The 17,781-nt window shown below is 69.9% G+C and carries 14 protein-coding genes; 4 read left to right on the forward strand and 10 right to left on the reverse strand.

Annotated elements, in window-relative coordinates:
* The first annotated feature begins 33 nt into the window (after nucleotides 1-33).
* Nucleotides 34-861 (forward strand): FkbM family methyltransferase, encoded by an 828-nt coding sequence (locus WME79_RS38265; protein WP_437525329.1) that lies wholly within the window; start codon nucleotides 34-36, stop codon nucleotides 859-861.
* A gap of 55 nt (nucleotides 862-916) precedes the next feature.
* Here WME79_RS38265 and WME79_RS38270 read toward each other — a convergent pair whose 3' ends face one another.
* From WME79_RS38270 to WME79_RS38285, 4 genes are all read right to left on the reverse strand, one after another.
* The gene (locus WME79_RS38270) at nucleotides 917-2,899 is read right to left on the reverse strand and encodes a carbamoyltransferase family protein (RefSeq protein WP_437525331.1); all 1,983 of its coding nucleotides are present in this window, start codon (nucleotides 2,897-2,899) and stop codon (nucleotides 917-919) included.
* Nucleotides 2,900-3,284: 385 nt separating this feature from the next.
* On the reverse strand, nucleotides 3,285-3,710 hold the full coding sequence (locus WME79_RS38275) for a VOC family protein (RefSeq protein WP_437525333.1): 426 nt from the start codon (nucleotides 3,708-3,710) through the stop codon (nucleotides 3,285-3,287).
* 22 nt (nucleotides 3,711-3,732) lie between these two features.
* Entirely contained in the window at nucleotides 3,733-4,044 is a 312-nt protein-coding gene (locus WME79_RS38280) for a hypothetical protein (protein WP_437525335.1), read from the reverse strand.
* 65 nt (nucleotides 4,045-4,109) lie between these two features.
* Nucleotides 4,110-4,778, reverse strand: coding sequence for a hypothetical protein (locus WME79_RS38285; RefSeq protein ID WP_437525337.1), 669 nt, complete (start codon nucleotides 4,776-4,778; stop codon nucleotides 4,110-4,112).
* 355 nt (nucleotides 4,779-5,133) lie between these two features.
* Between WME79_RS38285 and WME79_RS38290 the strand changes: the two genes are divergently transcribed.
* A complete protein-coding gene (locus WME79_RS38290) occupies nucleotides 5,134-6,126 on the forward strand; it encodes an amidohydrolase family protein (RefSeq protein ID WP_437525339.1) in 993 nt (330 codons plus the stop codon).
* 29 nt (nucleotides 6,127-6,155) lie between these two features.
* Here WME79_RS38290 and WME79_RS38295 read toward each other — a convergent pair whose 3' ends face one another.
* The 4 genes from WME79_RS38295 to WME79_RS38310 form a co-directional block, all read right to left on the reverse strand.
* Nucleotides 6,156-7,709 carry a hypothetical protein gene (locus tag WME79_RS38295; protein WP_437525341.1) on the reverse strand — a complete coding sequence of 518 codons (1,554 nt, stop codon included), beginning with the start codon at nucleotides 7,707-7,709 and terminating at the stop codon, nucleotides 6,156-6,158.
* 111 nt (nucleotides 7,710-7,820) lie between these two features.
* Entirely contained in the window at nucleotides 7,821-8,864 is a 1,044-nt protein-coding gene (locus WME79_RS38300; RefSeq protein WP_437525343.1) for a hypothetical protein, read from the reverse strand.
* A 98-nt stretch (nucleotides 8,865-8,962) separates the two neighbouring features.
* On the reverse strand, nucleotides 8,963-10,264 hold the full coding sequence (locus tag WME79_RS38305) for a FecR domain-containing protein (protein ID WP_437525345.1): 1,302 nt from the start codon (nucleotides 10,262-10,264) through the stop codon (nucleotides 8,963-8,965).
* Nucleotides 10,255-10,887 carry an RNA polymerase sigma factor gene (locus WME79_RS38310; RefSeq protein WP_437525347.1) on the reverse strand — a complete coding sequence of 211 codons (633 nt, stop codon included), beginning with the start codon at nucleotides 10,885-10,887 and terminating at the stop codon, nucleotides 10,255-10,257. Before WME79_RS38310 ends, WME79_RS38305 begins: the two co-directional genes overlap by 10 nt.
* A 144-nt stretch (nucleotides 10,888-11,031) precedes the next feature.
* Here WME79_RS38310 and WME79_RS38315 point away from each other — a divergent pair, with 144 nt between their 5' ends.
* Nucleotides 11,032-11,619: a hypothetical protein gene (locus WME79_RS38315; protein WP_437525349.1), complete on the forward strand. Its 588-nt coding sequence runs from the start codon at nucleotides 11,032-11,034 to the stop codon at nucleotides 11,617-11,619.
* 146 nt (nucleotides 11,620-11,765) lie between these two features.
* Entirely contained in the window at nucleotides 11,766-12,806 is a 1,041-nt protein-coding gene (locus tag WME79_RS38320) for an alpha/beta hydrolase family esterase (RefSeq protein WP_437525350.1), read from the forward strand.
* Nucleotides 12,807-12,870: 64 nt separating this feature from the next.
* Here the strand turns inward: WME79_RS38320 and WME79_RS38325 are convergent, their stop codons facing one another.
* Together WME79_RS38325 and WME79_RS38330 are read right to left on the reverse strand one after the other, a co-directional pair.
* The gene (locus WME79_RS38325; RefSeq protein WP_437525352.1) at nucleotides 12,871-14,742 is read right to left on the reverse strand and encodes an ABC transporter ATP-binding protein; all 1,872 of its coding nucleotides are present in this window, start codon (nucleotides 14,740-14,742) and stop codon (nucleotides 12,871-12,873) included.
* 266 nt (nucleotides 14,743-15,008) lie between these two features.
* Nucleotides 15,009-17,702, reverse strand: a complete 2,694-nt coding sequence (locus WME79_RS38330) for a penicillin acylase family protein (protein ID WP_437525354.1) — start codon at nucleotides 17,700-17,702, stop codon at nucleotides 15,009-15,011.
* Nucleotides 17,703-17,781: the final 79 nt, after the last annotated feature.

Consider the following 17,781-nt stretch of genomic DNA (forward strand, 5'->3'; position numbering starts at 1 on the left):
GAGGGACGGACACACCACGTTTGGATGAGCCATATGAAGACGTTCGCAATCGAGCTGCCGGATCAGAGGATCGTTCACGATCGCGTCCCCGACATGGCGAGGACACTTCATCTCCAGGTGCAGGGCTACTTCAGGCCTCGCGTGCAGAGCCTCCTGGCCAGCGGAGACGTGACCGTGATCGATGTCGGCGCGAACATCGGCCTCTTCGCGCTCGAGGTGCTGAAGCGCACCGGCGGACGGGCGAAGATCCACTGCTTCGAGCCGATCCCCGAGACCTTCGAGCTCCTCCGGATGAACCTGAGATCGTCCGGATCGGAGCGCGTGCGCCTGCACCGCGCGGGCCTGGGTCGGGCCGCAGGCACAGCGACGTTCCACTACGCGCCACGCCAGGGCGCCATCTCGAGCATGTACGACATGATGGCGAGCGACGACAAAGAAGCCACGCTCGCGGCCATCTACGACGAACGGATCCGGGAGAAGCACCACGCGGATCTGCCGGCAACCATGAAGCACCTCCCGCGCGCGGTGAACTCGCTGCTCATCGACTGTCACGCCTGGTGGATGAGGCGCGGCATGAGGCGCGTGGAGTGCGAGCTCGCGACGCTGTCCGAGCTCATCGAACGGGAGCAGATCGGGCAGATCGACCTGCTCAAGATCGACGCGGAGAAGGCCGAGATCGACGTGCTGGAAGGCATTCGTCCCGGCGACTGGGGGAGGATCCGGGCCGTCGTCCTCGAGCTGCACGACTTCGGTGGGAGAGGCGAGCGCGTCCGGCGGATGCTGCGCGATCACGGGTTCGAGGTGGAGACCGACCAGATCTGCCCCGAGGACGTGATCATCACCATGGCGGGGTACCGGTAGAATGCGGGGGAGCGCCGGCCGCGGGGAGCTCGGCGGCTCCCCCTCTCCTCCGCCATCAATGGCCGGTGACAGGCAGCAGGCGCACCACGCGCTGCGACCAGAGCTCGATCAGCTCGGCGATCACCGCCTCCCGATCCTCCACGCCGTCGAGCAGCTCGCGGAGCCGCTTCCGGCCGTCGGCCCGCCACAGGACCTCGAACGTCTCGGCGGAGACAGGGGTTCGGGCGTCATTGTAGGTCGTGACGATCGCGCGCTCGACCTCGTAGCCGCCCGGCGTGGGCCCTCGCAGCGACAGCAGCTTCACGAAGGTCGGAAACGAGGGGACGAGCTCCGCATAGGCCGACAGCGGCGCGGGCTTCTTGTGGACGAGGTGGTCGCCGACGACGAGCTTGTCGAGCCGCGTCGTCAGAAAACAGGTCACGCAGTCGTCGACCGAATCGACGATCGGCTCGGCGTTGTTGTTGAAGGAGGTGTTGAGCACCACCGGCACGCCGGTGATGTCGCCGAACGCCCGGATGAGCTGCCAGAAGCGTGGGTTCGTGCGCCTGGAGACCGTCTGGACCCGCGCGGTCCCGTCCACGTGCGTGACGGCGCCGAGCAGCTGTCGCTTCTGTTCGTGGACGGGCACGGTGAAGATCATGAAGGGCATGGTCTCCGCGCCGCTGAGATCGAAATAGTCGCGCGCGTCCTCCTCCGTCACCGCGGGCGCGAAGGGCCGGAACTCCTCGCGCTTCTTCACCATGGCGTTGATGATGTCCTTGTTCGCCGCCGGCCTGGGATCCGCCAGGATGCTGCGGTTGCCGAGCGCGCGGGGGCCGAACTCGGACCGGCCCTGCGCCCACCCGATCACGCTGCCCGCCGCGAGCAGCTCGGCGGCAGCCTTCGGCGCGTCGGCGAGCTCCTCCACGCGGATGAAATCGCGCCACGCGTCGAGCGCTCTCCGGACCTCGCCCCGCTCGCCGATGTGCCTCCCCCAGTACAGGTGGTTCATCGCGGGCGGCCGCCGCGTAGGGGCCTTTCGCGCGTGCACGGCCATGGCGGAGCCAAGCGCACAGCCGGCGTCGTGCGCGGCCGGCTGGACGAACACCCGCTCAAACAGCCCGGAGCGGAGGATCTTCCCGTTCAAGGTGCAGTTGTGCGCGACGCCGCCCGCGAAGCAGAGGCTCACCTGCCGGGTCTCGCGCTGGAAGTGCCGCAGGCAATGGAAGACGATGGTCTCGAGCGCCTCCTGGAGCGATGCAGCGATATCCTTGTGGTCCTGCGTGACCGGCTCCCGCGGCGCGCGCGGCCGGATCGCGCCGTGGAGATCGACGATCTTGTCGAAGTCGATGGCCCAGGCGCCCTCCGGGAGCAGCGTGACCATCGCCTGGAACAGCGCCCGGTACCTGCGCGGATCGCCGTAGGGGGCGAGCCCCATGACCTTGTACTCGTCAAACAGCGAGAACCCGAGGAACCGTATCACCTGGACGTAGAAATTGCCCAGCGAGTCCCGCTCCGGGATGTCTCTCAACGAGTGAAGCTCTCCGCCGGAGCCGACAGAGACGGACCCCGACTCGCCGTCGCCGCAGCCGTCGAGCGTCAGGACCAGGCTGCTCTCGTACCCCGAGCCGATCAGGGCGCTCATCGCGTGGGCCGTGTGATGCTTGACGAACTGGATGCGCGCGGGCCCCACGTCGACGCCGAACTCGGCGAGCACGAGGCGCCTCATCACGTCGTTCGCGGTGCGCAGCTCGGGGTCGGCAGAGAAGAGCCCGCGCTTCACCTGGGCGTTGCACCAGTCTTCGCTGATGTAAAAGCAGAGGTAGTCGACCTCGTCGACGCGGAGCCCCCGGCTCTCCAGGCAGAAGCGGGCCGCCTGGAACGGGGCCTTGTTCGAGTGCTTGAGGCGGTTCAGCCGCTCCTGCTCGATCGCCGCGACGACCTCTCCGTCCTCGAGGAGAACGGCGGCGCCGTCATGCGACGTCGTCGCATTGAATGCTGGTCTCGGATAACCCAGATGATCCGGCTCGTGGCCTCCGCTGATTCCAAGGATTCGCATGAATGGAGGGTAGCTTTCGAATGCGATAAGTAAAGCTCGCTCACCGGCAAATTGACGCGCTGACAGGGCGATCCACGCGAGATTCGAGCGGCACATTCGACGCGCCGAACGGGGCTGCTTTCATTTTGTAGGAAGCAATCTGGTTGACGAGGTCGTGGACTGGCGTCGATGTCGCCGAACCATGATGGTTCGACGTTCGGTCGTTTCGATTCGGCACTCTTCGGGCTGCTCGCCGCGGGTCAGGGGCGACGAGAAGGAGCTGAGTTCGATGGTCGATCCCGAGCCAGGCGGACGGGATCACGCTGGCCGCGCTGCCGCGGGCCGAGGAGGTCGCGAAGCACGTGCGCAGCCTCGAGATGACCTCGGGGCCGGAGATCCTTGCAGCTTACTGCGCGGCCTGTGGATCCATCCACACCACCTCCCAGTGGTGCCCGTCGAGGTCCTCGAAGCTCCGGGTGTACATGAACCCGTGGTCCTCCGGCGGCCCAGCCTCCTTGCCGCCGCCCGCAAGCGCCTTCGCCACCATCGCGTCCACCTCGGCGCGGGTCTCGCACGAGAGCCCGAAGGCCCCCTCCACGTGCGTCGCGGTGTCGCAGATCTCCTTCTTGGTGAACGTCTTGAAGAACGGCTCGACGAGCAGCATCGCGTAGGCGTGCTCGCCGATGAACATGCAGGCGGCCTGCTCGCCCGTGACCTTCGGGTTGAACGTGAAGCCGAGGGACTTGAAGAACGCCACGGTGCGCTCGACGTTCTTGATGGGCAGGCTGACGAAGAGCTTGTGGGACATGAGGTTGTCCTCCTTTTCCTTCATGGACCCCCCGTCCGCGGAGAAATCATCGGTCGCTCGAAAAAATCGTCGCGCCCTGCTCCGGCAGCTCCATGGGCACGCCAGACGCCGGGAACAGAACCTCGGCGGCAAGGAAGAACCTGGTGAGGAAGCTCACCGACGGCGGCGTCGCACGCTTCCGACAGCCCTCGCGCCCGCAGCACAAGCTGAACCGGCGGGCGAACGCCTCGCCCGCCGGCGCGACCAGGGCCCCACGCGGCTTGCGGTCGTGGCCGCTCCGGTGCAGCGGCCCGTCGCACACGGGGCAGCCCTCGGCCGCGGCCCGGCGCGTCACCGCCTCGTCCACCTCCACCGGCACGCTGAAGAACTCGCGCCCAAGATGGGGGTCGTCCAGCGCGCGGGGGTCGCGGCGCTAGGCGAACATCAGCACTCGCACTCGTCCTCCCCTTCATAGGACTTGGCGACGAAGCTCATGTCGTACGGGTAGCTCGCCTCGGGCGGCCCATAGATGCGGAGCAGCAGATCGTTCGCCGAATCCGCGCCCCCTCCATCGAGCCATACCCGTCCATGATCGCTCTCCTCGGCCCCGAGGAGCTCCATCGTGGCAGCGCTGTAGACCTCCACGATCAACGTGTTCTCTGGACCGGGGGGCGGAGTATACTGCTCACAACCCGCGCCGCACAGCCCTGCCCCGGAGGCCAGGACGCGAAGGCTCCAATTCACCTCCTCGATCCCGAGAGAGGTGGTGTCGAGCAGGTACCAGTCCTCGTTGCCCTGGCAGAGGACCAGATCGATCTTCGAAAACCACGCGCTGGAACCAAGGCTGTCGTCGGTATGGTCATAGGCGAGCGGAGCCGCAGAGGTGGACGCGTCGTTCGCCTCGTAGGCGTCGTCTGCGCAAACAGACGCTCCGCCGCTCCCGGTCGCGGCCCCGCCACCACCAGCCCCACCCATGCCGCTGCCACCGCTGCCGCTGATGGCGCCACCGCTGCCGCCGCTACCACCGCTACCGCTGATGGCGCTACCGCTGACGCCGGTACCGCCGCTGCCGCTGGCATCGCTGCCGCCGCCTCCTTCGGCGCCTGAGCTCACGCCATCGTCCAGCCAGCGCGTGCAAGACGTCGTTCCAAGCAAAGATGCGTAGAGCGCTGCGAACCCCATGAGACGAACCGAGCTACGAATGAGCGACATAAATAACTCCACTGGGCACAGATGGACAATGACCTCCAGGGCGAAACTTCGCTCTCGAGGCGCAAACATCGAGCGTTCGCACAAAGCAGGCTCAGAAGCGAACCATCAGTTCACATCATTTTTCATATTTTCATGACTCCCTCCTTTCTCATGGCGCCATCCCTGCCACGGCGTATCCTTGTCGGCGATGGATCCGCATCGTTCAATCGTCGTTCATCGCTCTCGTGGCCGCCGGCGTCCTCATCGCCCTCATTCGATGAACGCGCGCGCCGATCGCGGTGCTCGCTTCCGGAACATCGCGTGGGGCGCTGCGCTCGCCGCCGCCCTGGGGTGCCGTTCGTCGCCGCCTCCGCCGGCCCGTCAGGAGGTCATCGACATCCATGTGCACCTGACGGAGGCCAACGCGGTGGCACCATTGCTCGCGCACATGGCCAAGCATCACGTCGATCGCGCCGTCATCCTGGCGAGCCCGGACCTGACGAGCGGCCGCGGCGGCTCTGGCCTCTCCGGCTACCGCGCAGGCAACGAGCTCGTCCTTGACGCCGCGGCGGCTCACCATGGAAAGCTCATCCCCTTCGTCACCCTGGATCTGGGTCACGACGACCTCACGTACCTCGCCGATCTGCGCCGCCGAGGCGCCTGTGGCGTGAAGCTTTACCAGGGGCACAACCTCTTCCACGAGCGTCCCCTCGACGACCCCTCGCACCAGGCGATGTGGCAGGCGCTCGCGGATCAGGCGCTTCCGGTTCTCCTTCATGCCAACACCGTCCGTTACAGGAGCGAGCTCGAGGCGGTCCTGCGCGCCTTCCCGGACTTGCAGCTCGTGTGCGCGCATCTCTGCGGCAGCCGCACCGACCTCGCGCGCATGGAGTCCCTGATGCAGGCGTTTCCACGCCTCCTCGTCGATACGAGCCATGGCTCTGCCGGCCCGGCGACAGAGGGGTTCGCGAGCCTCGAGCGGGAGCGCGCCCAGCTCCTCAGGCTGTTCTCTCGCTGGCCCGAGCGCTTCCTGTTCGGGACCGACCTGGTGACCAGCGGGCTGGACCCCATGTCCATGGAGCTGTGGGACCTGCAGGTGGAGTCGAACATGGGTCTCTTGAAAGAGGACAAGTTTCGCTTCTTTCGTCAAACCGCCGATCAGTCGGCCCGCACCATCGGCACCTATCAGGGCCTTCACCTGCCCCCCGAGCTCCTGGGCCCCGCCCTCGGGCAGAACGCCGCGCGATGGCTCGGCGCCTGCCTGCGCTGAGGGCCATCTCGCGGACGGCCGTCGGGGCCTCAGGGGCCGAACTTCGCGAGGAAGATCGCCCGGGTAGACGTCGGAGCCACCAGCGGCCCCGTGCCAAAATCGATGGTGCCGAGGAACGGCCCGGCGGCGTACACGTCGCCGGTCGCGGCCATGGCCGTGGAAAAGCCGTACTGTTGCCCCCTGCCGCCGGTGTGCTTCACCCAGCGGACCGTGCCCGTGGCATCGAGCTTCGCGACGAAGGCATCGCCGTAGGTGCAGTCCATCAGGCCCGTGCCGAAGTCGACGTCGCCGTAGATCAAGCCGGTGATCGCGATATCGCCGTCCACGGTCGTCGCGACGTCCAGCGCCGACTGTGGCCCATACTGCCCGAGGCGCTTGGCCCAGAGGAGCTCACCTGCCGGGTTCAGCTTGGTCACAAAGGCGTTGCCGCCCCACGTGACAGAGCTGGGCTCAAGAGGACCGTACCCTCCTGCGCTCACCAGCGGACCTGCGCCGAAATCCACGCTCCCGAGGAACGTGCCGCTGATGACGACGTTTCCAGCGCCGTCGACCGCGACGCCGTACGCCCGCTGGAGCGCCTCGTCGCCGAACCGTTTGCTCCAGACGTGCTCACCGGCAGCATCGAGCTTCGCCACGAAGATATCCTCGCTGCCCACGGTGGTCAGCGGCCCGCCGCCGAGGTCGATCGCCTCGGCGAAATAGTCGCCGAAGCTGCCGGCGAGGACGACGCTGCCCGACGCGTCGAGAGCGACGTCGTGGATCTCCGTGTAGCCGAGCTGCTTGCTCCAGAGGCAACTCCCCGCAGGGTCGAATTTCGCGATGAACGAGTCGATCTCACCGACGCTGGTCAGCGAGGCGCCGCAGACGCTGATCTGGCCCATGAACGTCCCTGCCGCGACGACGTTCCCGGCTGCATCCATGGCGAGGCTGTCCACCCATTGATCCCCATCGACGCCGATTCGAGCCGACCAGACGTGATCTCCGTCTGGCGTGAAGACGGCCACGAAGGCGTCGCTATCCGACTCCTGCCCCACAAGCAAACCACCTCCGAAGTCGACGCCGGCCCCGTAATACGTCCCCGCCGTGGCAATGAGCCCCGCCTGGTTGACCGCGACGTCACGCGGGTAGGCGGAACCGGGGAATTCCTTGTGCCAGAGGTGTTCTCCTTCGTCGTCGAATCTCGCGAGCGAGAAGACCAGATTGCCCCCGGTCGAAAGCGGACCGTCGCCGAAGTCGACGCCATCGGCGACCGCCGTCGCGACGACGAGGTTGCCGGCTTCGTCCACGGCGATGCGGCTGCCCGTCCAGACGAGGGGTTGGCCTCGGTCCGCGGCGAAGTGCCGGCTCCACAGAGAATCGCCGCTGCCGACGGCGCCGCCGGCACCTGCGCCGCCACTGCCGACGGCGGCGTCGCTGCCGCCTGCGCCGCCGCTGCCGCCGGCCCCACCGCTGCCGCCTGCGCCGCCGCTGCCGCTGCCGACGGCGCCGCCTCCGGCCCCGCCCGCTCCCGTCGCGCCACCTCCGGCGCCTTCATCGCGTATGGGATCGAGCGGGATTCTGTCGCATGCGGCGACAAGCGTCATGAGCACGGTGCATCCAGGTACGAGGAGCTGTTTCAAGGAGGTCTCTCCGATCTCGATTGAGGAAGAGCGCGTGGCTTGCTCCTATGAATGGCCGCCTGTCGTGGCGGCGGCTCACCGCTGGACGGCGACCCCGAGCGAGAACGACGCGAGCGGGCTGAACGTCGAGATCACCCGTCCTGTGAACCGGATGTCGACAGGCGGGATCGCCGCGCCGCCGAGCGCGCTCGCCGTGAGAACCACGGAGTCGACGAGCCGGAAACGCGCCTCGCCTCGCCCATAAACGAAGGCGGTGAAGGTGGACTCGTCGCTGTCGATATAGGGCGGTCTCGCATCGCCCGACGCGCTCACGTAACTGAGGCCCACGCCGGGGGAGAGGACAAGTCCGAGCCGACGGCTCCGCTCGATGGGCGCGAGGGCGAGCTCGGCGCCGAAGAGCGAGCGGCGAAAGCGAACCTTGCCTTCCGCCGCCTCGATGTCCGGACCGATGACCGACAGGTCCGCCAGGAGCCCGGCGCCGATCCGGGCCGAGGGCCAGATCCGGAGCGAGGCATCGAGCGCCATCGAGGCGCCAGGCGCCTGCCATCCCACGGCGATCGCGAAGCCGACCTCGACGAGCGGGGCCCTGGGCGCCGCGGGCACCGCGAACGGCGGCGAGGGAGGCGCCCAGGCGCGGAGCGGCGGGCTCCGCCACACCTCACCGGGCGACGCGGCAGGCGGCGCGACGGGAGAGGGCTGGACCGGAGCCGGCGCGACGGCCGGCGGCTTGGGTCCGGCGGCTCCGGCGGGGGCTCCGGCCGTCGACCGGAGCGCCCGCACCAGCTCCGCCGCGCGGAGCACCCGGGTGTCGAGCGGGCCGTCGGGCGCCACGCTCGCGACCAGGTCCGCGCGCCCGCTCGAGTCCGACCAGATCTCGATGGCTCCCTCCTCGCCGTCGGGGATGACGATGAGCAGCCCGCCGGAACCAGCCGCCGCCGGGCTCGCTTGGACCTGGACCTGCAGGCCCGCCGCTTCGAGCTCCTGCGAGAGCCGGTACGCCAGCGCCCCGCGCGCGCCGGCGACGACCGTGATCGGCGGCGCCTCGTCGGCGGAGCAGGGCGCCGCGAACGCCGCGAACGCCAGCAAAGCGACGAGCGCGCAGCCGATCGAGCGCGCCACGGCGCGCGCTCCCGGCGAGCGCAGGCGGCGCCGGCGTGGCGGCCGCGACCTCGGCGGGCGCAGGCTCAATCCAGCATGCAGGCTGCCGGACGGAGACCTCAATCGGCCCCATGCGCGAGCGCCGCCGCAAGCCCGGCGTGGGCGCCGTTCGGGTACGCCGCGAGGTAGCGCGCGGCGAGCTCGCGGGCGCGCGCGCTGAGCTGGAGGTTCCTCGCGCACTCTATCGAGCGGCCGAGCGCCTCCGGCGCGAGCGCGCCGCGCGGCCTCTCCGCGAGGTACACGGCGAACCAGCGCTCGGCCTCCGCCCAGGCGCCGCGCCCATCGAACGCCATGCGACCGAGGTGGTACGCCGCTGCGGCCGCGGCGTCGCTCCCGGCAAACCGCTGGCGCGCCGCCTCGTAGAACCTGGCCGCGACGCTCGGCTTGCGCGAAAGCCGCGCCGCGGAGCCGAGATCGACGAGCTCCGCGCCGCCGGCGCGCCCGAGCACCGTGTCGATGCCCAGGAGCTCCACGTCCGCGAGCGCCTCGCCGAGCTTTCCCGCGGCGAGGAGCGCGCGCCAGCGCTCGGAGGGGGAGTCGGCCAGGGGCGCGCCTGCGCGGGGCTGCGGCGAGCCCAGGGAGGGTATCGCGGGCGCGGGCGCGGGCGCGGATGCGGCGGCGCTCGAGCTCGGGAGGAGCGCGGGAGGCTGAGCGGATGGGATTGCCTCCGGCTCCGTCGCTGGCGACGACACCTGCGGCGCAACGGATCGAGGAGCCGCGCACGTGAGCCGCGTCGCGTCGGGGGCGGCGACGGCGCGCCCCGATGGGTCGACGCATGGGCCCAGGATGCGCACGAGGCCGGTGATCATCGAGACCGTGAGCTCCTCGGCTTCCGTGTTCCACGTGATGTCGAACTCGGTGCCGATCACGTGGACCTCGAAAGGCCCCCCGGCCACCACCCACCGGGTGTCGTCGCGATGCACGACACGCACGTGCAGCGAGCCGCGCTCGAGGAGGACGCTCGCGCCCCGGGGGCCGACCTCGGTCACGCGGGCGCGCGTCCCGGGCGCGAGGTCCACGCGCGACCCGTCCGAGAAGTCGAGCTGGACCTGCGACGCGTCCGCCGCCACCCACCGGCCGATGGCGCCCGGCGCCCCTGCGACCCGGTAGGTCAACGGGTCGCCCGGCCGGAACAGCACGAACCAGAGGACCGAAGCGGCGACGCACGCCGCAGCGAGCGCGACGCCGAGCCGCCGCGAGAGGGGAGCCGCCCCGGCGCGCAGCGAGAGCGCGGCCTCCTTGCGGTAAATCGCCTGGAGTCGATCCGTGGTCGACGGCCGCACCAGCCGCTCGAGCGCGGCATCCTGGTGCGCGGCGACCCGGCGCCCCACGGCCGCGACGTCTTTGGTCCTCACGTCCATCGGTCGCCCTCCGCGAGCCAGGTAGAGAGAACTTCGTCCTTCTTGCAGCGCTCGACGAACGCGAGCTCCGCGCGCTGGATCCGGCGCTTGACGGTGGCGAGCGACACCTTGCACGCAGCGGCCACCTCGGTGAGCTCCTGGCCCTCGACGATGCGCAGCGTGAAGGCCAGCCGATCGTCGGCGTCGAGCGTCTCCAGGGCGCGGTAGAAGGCGCGCACGCCCTGCCGGGCCTCCGGATCGGCGCTGGCCGCGACCTCCGGCAGCTCGTCGCTCGCGAAGAACGCGAGCCAGCGGTGCCTGCGCTTCTTGCGGAGCGCCTCGCGCGCGACGAACACGGTGACGCTGGTGATGAAGGGCTTCAGCGCCTCGGGCTCGCGCACGTCGTCGATGCGGGAGAACACCCGGGCGAACACGTCCTGGACCAGATCCTCCAGGCTCCGGACGTCGCCCAGAATGCGAAACAGCATCCGCTCGACGAGGCCCGCGTAAGCGTCGAGCAGGCGGCGCTCCGCGGCGGGGTTTCGAGCGTGCAGGCCGCGCAGGATGTCAGATGAGGTGAGCTGCGCGCCGGCAGGGCGGTCCGGCGGACGGGGCTTTCCAACGACGCGGAGGTGCACGGACATCGGGTCGCCTCTAAGATGGCCGGCCCCCGCCGTAACGGCTCAGATCGGACGAGCGGCGTCGCCCTGCGCCCCCGCTCGACGAGCGGACGCGTGAGCGCTGGCGCGCGAGGCGAGGGCGCCCGCCATCCCCGAAGGAAGGGTGACATGCTCTTCAAGCAGGAGTTTCTGACGAAGATCGCCGCGGGTCAGGTCACCCTCGCCTTTCGCCGCTGGCGGCGCCCGACGGTGAAGGCCGGTGGCACGCTGAAGACGCCGATCGGCGTGCTGTCGATCGGGGAGGTCTCGCGCATCGAGGAGGGCCAGATCGGCGAATCCGACGCCAGGAGAGCCGGGTTCCCGTCGCGAGAGGGCTTGCTCGAAGCGCTGCGCGGCGACGGCGAGGCCGGGCTTTATCGCATCGAGTTCAGCCTGGCAGGCGAGGATCCACGCGTCCTGCTTCGCGGCCAGGACGCGCTGGCGCCCGACGACCTCGCGCTCCTTCGACGACGCCTGGAGCGATTGGACTCGGCGAGCACGCGCGGGCCCTGGACATGGGCGGTCCTGGAATTGATCGAGCGGAAGCCCGCGATTCGAGCGGGTGACCTGGCTCCGCTGCTCGGGCAGGAGCTCCTCGTCTTCAAGCGGAATGTGAGGAAGCTGAAGGAGCTCGGGCTCACGGAGAGCCTCGAGGTCGGCTACCGACTCTCGGCGCGGGGCCGCGCATTGCGGAGCGCGGGGAGAGCGATGAAGTAAACCTCCTGGAGGCCGCGTGTGAGGCGAGGTCGCAGGCTGGGACCAAGCCCGCCGAGGCAGGATGGATCGGGTTTCGATCGTGTTGAGTCGGCTATCTTCGGAGCGCTCGCCGCCGGTCCGGGGCGACAGGGAAGGAGCCGAGCTCGATGATCAGCCGAAGCACGTGGAGTGCGCTTTTCGCCGTGGCGTTCGCCGCGGCGAGCGCCGTGGCCTGTGAGGGTGAAGACTCGCCGAGCTCGCCGAGCGGGGTGTCTGGAGCAGGCGGCGGCGCCGGCAGCGGGGGTGCTTCGGCCAGCGGCTCGGGCAGCAGCGGTGTGACGAGCGGCGGCGGCGCTGGCAGCGCCAGCTCGTCGGGCGTGACGGCTGCCAGCTCAGGCGCTGCTGGCGGCGGGGGCGCTGGCGGCGGCGGGGGCGCTGGCGGCGGCGGCGGCGGCGGCGGCGCGAGCACGATGCCGAGCGCGGGCTGCGGAAGCGCGCCGAGCCAGGCGTTGAACGAGTGGGTCGAGCAGCCCGCGAAGACCATCGCGTCGGTCGAGCGGCATTGGTGGGTGCGGCTGCCCGAGAACTACGAGCCGACGCGCGCCTATCCCGTCGTCTTCATGTTTCACGGCTGCTCGAGCGCGACGAATAACGTCCCGATGCAGAACGTGACCGGCGACGACGCGATCCTGGTGCGCGGCGCCGGCGTCTCCGACGGCGTCTGCTGGGATTCCTCGTCGAACGGACCGGATCTGACCTTCTTCGATGAGATGCTGGCGGACGTGCTCGCGAACACCTGCGCGGACACGTCGCGCGTGTTCGCGGCGGGCTACAGCAGCGGCTCCTGGCTCATCAACATGCTCGAGTGCAAGCGCGGCGACAAACTCCGCGCGACCGGCACGGTCTCGGGCGGCACGCCGGGCACGCCGCGCGATTGCGTCGGGCGGATGGCGCGCATCTTCATCCACGACGCGGACGACAAGGACAACACGATCGACCGCAATTACGCCGAGCGCGATCGCCTCCTCGAGCTGAACCATTGCGACGCCGGGGCCGCGCCGGTGCCGGAGGACCCCGCGCCTTGCGCTCGTTATCAGGGCTGTGACGCGGGCTATCCGGTGATCTGGTGCGAGACGAGCGGCAAGGGGCACGACCGGCAAGACGCGCTCGCGGCCGGCGCCTTCTGGGGCCTGTTCTCGGAGCTCTGACCGGCGCGCTCCGCGCGCGGAGGCGAACTCAGGATCATGCTTTGACCGGCGCCTCGGGATCCGCTCACACGCCGGCCACCGGTGCGGCCTCGAGAAGCGCTGGCTCCAGCACACCCGCTCGATGGCCGAGGCCTTTCGCGCCGGACGGCTCGTGCGCCCGCCAGAGATCCATCATCCGGCGGTATGCCCCTCCGCGGCGGAGGAGCGCCGCGGGCGGGCCCTGCTCGACGACGCGACCGCCGTCGATGACGACGACGCGGTCGGCGCGCATGGTGGTGGACAGCCGGTGCGCGATGAGCAGCGTGGTGCGGCCCCGCGAGAGCCCCTCGATGGCCCGCTGCACAGCGGTCTCGCTCTCGATATCGAGGCTGCTCGTGGGCTCATCGAGGATCACGACCGACGGGTCCTTGAGCAGCGTGCGCGCGATCGCGAGGCGCTGCCGCTCCCCGCCGGAGAGGGCCACGCCCCCGCGGCCGACGAGGGTCTGATACCCGAGAGGGAGCCGCTCGATGAACTCCTCCGCGCAGGCGGCGCGCGCCGCGGCGCGGAGCGCCTCCTTCGTCGCGTCGGGCGAGCCATAGCGGAGGTTCGCCTCGATGGTGTCCTCGAAGAGGAACGGCTCCTGCGTGACAATCCCGAGCTTCCGCCGGAGCCCGCGCTGCGACAGCGCCCGGAGATCGTGCCCGTCGATGCGGATCGCCCCGGAGGTCGGATCGTGGAGCCGCAGGAGCAGATCGGCGAGCGTGCTCTTCCCGGCGCCGCTCGGGCCCACGACCGCCACGAACTCGCCAGCGCGGATCGAGAGCGAGATCCCGTCGATGACCGCCCGCCCGACGGCGTGCTTGTAGCGGAAGCTCACCTGGTCGAGCTCGAGGTCGCCCCGGATGCGCTCCGGGCTCACGGCGCGCTCCGCGTCGGCGACCGCGACGTCGGCGTCGAGCACGCCGAAGATCGCCGCCAGGCCGACCTCGGCGCGCCGCGCCGTCTCGTAGACGCCGAGGAGCGTCTGCGCAGGGCCATAGAGGCCGCCGACATAGCCGAGGAACGCGACCAGCGTGCCCACGCCGAGCTCCCCGCGGAGGACAAGGAGGCCCCCCACGCCCAGCAGCGCCACGCGGCCAATGTTGACGCACACGCTCCGGCCCGCAGAGAGCCGCGTCTGGAGCCGGATGCTCTGGAGCACCTCGCCCTGCGCCTCCTCGACGGAGCGGATGAACCGGGCGTGCTCGTCCGCCTCGCGCGCGAACGCCTTGACCGTCTTGATGCCCAGGAGCACCTGCTGAAAGCGGTTGTAGATCCCGCACCAGCGGTCGAGCACCTCGCGCTCGCGCTCCACGAGGCGCGCGGTGGTCGCCCTGCCGAAGAGCAGCGGAGGCACGATGAACCCGACAGCGACCAGCGCGAGCAGCGGGCTCAGCCGGAGCATGATCCCGAGCGAGACCACGAGGTAGACGAGCGCCGGGAAGAGCTGGAACGCGACCGAAGCAAGGCAGTCCATGAGCGACGTGATGCCGCGATCGACCCGCGTCATGGTCTCTCCGACGCCCCTCTCCTGATGGTACGAGAGGGGCAGGGCGTGCAGCCGCGCGGTGGTCTCGTCGAGCAGGTCCCGGTTGATGCGGAGCCGCACCCGCCACACGGAGAGCGCCGCCAGGCCCTCCGCGATCTGCCGGAGAACGACGAGCGCGCACAGGGCGAGCGTCATGCCGGCGAGGGCCCGGGCGCTCTGCTCGCCGGGCGCGGCCGGCCCGCTCCCGGGGCCAAAGACACCAGCGCTCGCCGAGATCTGGTCGAAGATCGCGCGGTGCGCGAGCGGCTCGAGCGCGGGCAGGCCGCCCGAGACGAGCGTGAGCGCGAGGCACACGGAAAGTCGACCGCGGTAGGGAGATAGGTAATTCAGACTCCGGCGCAGGTCACGAATCAGGGATCGCTTCACGGCCAATGCTCATTCGCGCCTCATCGCAGCGCAGGAGAAGCGCGCCAGGCGCGGCCGGATACGAGCAGGGGATAGCCCTAGGCGCAACGGTCTTCTCTGCGCGTTCGAATGGAATCATCGGTGTCCCAAGAACCTGTGGAGCCGAGGGATCCTGGGAGTCCGGATCACGCGCCGGCGCGGCCGGCGGCCGCGATGACCCGCGCGCTCGCGCCGGCGGCGCCCGGCGACATGGCGCCGCCGGGGGCTCACCGCTGGATCGCGCAGGGTCAGCGCGCCGGCGAGACGTCCACCACGCCCGCCGGATCCGTCACCGCGCCCGGCCCGAAGTGGAACTCGAGAGGCTCGTTGTCGAGCCATTGCGGAAGGAGGTTGTTGTAGAACGCGCTCTCGCGGTGGAGGTCCGACCCGCCGGGGAGCCCGAAGCGCATCTTCGGGCCCGCTGGATCCGCGTCGATGACCAGGCGGATCGACGGCCCGTTGGCGAAGGCAAAGCTGGGCTTCTCGCCGTCCGGCGGGAGCGCGCGCGATCTCGGGTTGGCGACGTTGACGGTGAAGAGCCCGCCCGGCGCGGCATAAGGCCCCTCGTTGTACACGGCGAGGCCGAAGTTATCGAAGATGCTGCGGAGCGAGAGCGTGTGGACGCGGCCCCAGCGCCAGTCGTCCGCCGGCCCGATGGCCACGAGCGACGCGGCCGCCTTCGTGAGCGCCCGGAGCAAAATGTCATTCTGCGTCTCCACCACGCCGTCGGTGGTCACGTCGTCCCAGAGCAGGGGGCCCGAGCTCAAGCGCGCTGGATCGCGCAGCGCGCGCGCCACCACGGTCAGCCCGAACCCCGGCTCATCGAGGCCCGCGGCCGCCGCCTCGTCGCCCAGCGCCTCGCTCACGATCGCATAGAACGTCGCATGGAACGCCGTGCAACCGATCGACTCCGCGGCGAGCGTGGCGTCGTCCACCTTGCCCGCGTCCACCGGATCGTGCCCGTCGAGCCCTGTCGGACATGTAGAGTCCCAGTCAGCGAGCGCGTCGACGACGGCCTGCTCATCGTCCGTCAACGTCGCCAACTCTGCCGCCGAGAGCACGGCAGGCACGACGAAGCTGCCATAGAGCGAGTACGTGTCGCCTTGCATCGCCGTCATGGTGTCGGGCGAATGCGCGTCGCCGCCTGCGTCGAGCAGATCGAGGATCCGCTGCTCGCGCGTCCCGTCGGCCTTGTCCCACGCCTGGAGCGCGCCTTGCTCATCGTTCGTGGGATCGCCGTCGGCGGTCGCGCCCGTCATGTCGCCGTTCGCCGTCGCGATCGCGGCCGCAGGAGGATTGAGGAGCTGCGGCAGCTCGGAGAACGGGATCGGGTCGCCCCACTCGGCGCTTCCGTCACCCGGCAGCGGCAGCCACGCGGGCACCTCGGGCGACGCCCAGGGCCGCGCCGGCACCTTGCTGTACGGGAACCAGCCGATGTTCCCCTCGGTGTCGACAACGACGAAGTTCTGGCTGGCGGAGCTGGCCGCCTCGAGCCCTCTCCTGGCTTCATCGACGCTGCCAGCGCGGCCGAGGGCGAAGAACGCGTCGAGGTCCGTCCCGCCGTCGTGCCCGCGCCAGCGGATGGTCACGGCGGTCCCGGCTTCCGCGTCCTCGCTCACGATGGGCCCGTGGTGCGGGACCCAGCGGAAGTTCTTCTCGATCGTCTCGCCGGAAGCCGCGTCCTTGAACGAGAACGTCTTCTCGACGATCGCCACGTCTTCCCCCTTGAAATCGACCGACGCGCCGTCCCCGGTGAGCGTCTCCAGGTAGACGTCGGCCAGGTCGTAGTACGCGGTGGTCACGCCCCAGCCGATGGACTCGTTCTGTCCGATCATCACGCTCGGCATGCCCGGAAACGTGCCGCCGGCGACGTGGTATTCGCCGTCGCCCCTGCTCTTGGCGTCCAGCTCGACGGGAAACCAGATGCTCGGATTGCCGAGCAACAGGTGGGGATCGTTCGCCAGGATGGCGTGGCCGCTCTCGGTGCGGCCCGGGCCGACAGCCCAGTTGTTCGACCCGGTGTCGCCCGCCATCTTGCGCCGGCCGTCCCCGACCTTCGCCGCGCGCATCGCCGCGCCTGTGAAGAGCGCCCGGTGCGGCGAGAGCCGCGACACGGCTGACGGCGCGAAGGGCCGCACGAGGTCCGCCGTCTGCGCGGCGGGCACGGTGGACGCGTCGAACACCGGCGCGGGCGAGAACAGATCGGCGGCGAGCGCCCCATCGAACAGCGGGACCTGCGCCGCGAGCTCGAGCTCTTGCTCGCTGTTGTTCGAGAGATCGTTGAGCACGTAGAGGCCGACGGCGGCGCTGTCTTCCGGCGTCCAGTCGCGGATCGCCTCCTTCACCAGGAGCGCGAGGTTGTACTCGACGGTCAGCGTCGCGCCGTTCCTCTTGTTCCGCATGTCGGCGAGCCAGGCGTTGACGCCGCGCGAGTACGCGTCGAAATGCCCTTTCACCTTCGGGCTCGCCTGCTCGTAGAGCGCCTTCTCGAGCGGCTCGCCCTCGCGCGTCGTGAAGAAATGGCGGTTCTGATAGTCCTGCTCGAGCACCCGAGCGCCCGCCTTCACCAGCCCGCCGAGCGACCCCTCGACGAGGTTGCGGATGAAATCCATGAAGAAGAAGCGGTTCTGAGCGTGGAAGTAACCGAGCGCGGCGAAGCAGTCGTTGTCGGACGCGCACTCGAGGTGAAGGACCCCGAGCTCGTCGGTCACCGCCCGGACTTCCCCGTCGAGATCGGGAATCGTCACGCCGCCGGCGTCCGATCCCCCTGCGCCGCCGCCCGCGGTTCCCCCGCCGCCCGCTGCTCCCCCGCCGCCTTCACCGCCGTCGCCGCCAGCCGCGCTGGACGGGGCTTCGCCGTCATCGCCGCATGAAACAGCGGCCGCCGAAGCGGCGAGGACGAGCCCGAGAGCCAGCGAACCGAGACGAGCCGTGCGCATCATCAGCGATACTCCTTCTATCTTCGGGCGCACGATATCACGCGCCTTCGGCGGGAGCGGCGAACTGTGCGCGTCGACAGCC

It is taken from the genome of Sorangium sp. So ce726, assembly GCF_051521405.1.
Taxonomy (GTDB): domain Bacteria; phylum Myxococcota_A; class Polyangia; order Polyangiales; family Polyangiaceae; genus Sorangium.

Coding starts and splice junctions, on each gene's coding strand:
- WME79_RS38305 (WP_437525345.1), bottom strand. CDS start 10,264: ATGGACGTGAGGACCAAAGACGTCGCGGCCGTGGGGCGCCGGGTCGCC.
- WME79_RS38275 (WP_437525333.1), bottom strand. CDS start 3,710: ATGAAGGAAAAGGAGGACAACCTCATGTCCCACAAGCTCTTCGTCAGC.
- WME79_RS38295 (WP_437525341.1), bottom strand. CDS start 7,709: ATGACGCTTGTCGCCGCATGCGACAGAATCCCGCTCGATCCCATACGC.
- WME79_RS38290 (WP_437525339.1), top strand. CDS start 5,134: ATGAACGCGCGCGCCGATCGCGGTGCTCGCTTCCGGAACATCGCGTGG.
- WME79_RS38315 (WP_437525349.1), top strand. CDS start 11,032: ATGCTCTTCAAGCAGGAGTTTCTGACGAAGATCGCCGCGGGTCAGGTC.
- WME79_RS38265 (WP_437525329.1), top strand. CDS start 34: ATGAAGACGTTCGCAATCGAGCTGCCGGATCAGAGGATCGTTCACGAT.
- WME79_RS38320 (WP_437525350.1), top strand. CDS start 11,766: ATGATCAGCCGAAGCACGTGGAGTGCGCTTTTCGCCGTGGCGTTCGCC.
- WME79_RS38330 (WP_437525354.1), bottom strand. CDS start 17,702: ATGATGCGCACGGCTCGTCTCGGTTCGCTGGCTCTCGGGCTCGTCCTC.
- WME79_RS38270 (WP_437525331.1), bottom strand. CDS start 2,899: ATGCGAATCCTTGGAATCAGCGGAGGCCACGAGCCGGATCATCTGGGT.
- WME79_RS38310 (WP_437525347.1), bottom strand. CDS start 10,887: ATGTCCGTGCACCTCCGCGTCGTTGGAAAGCCCCGTCCGCCGGACCGC.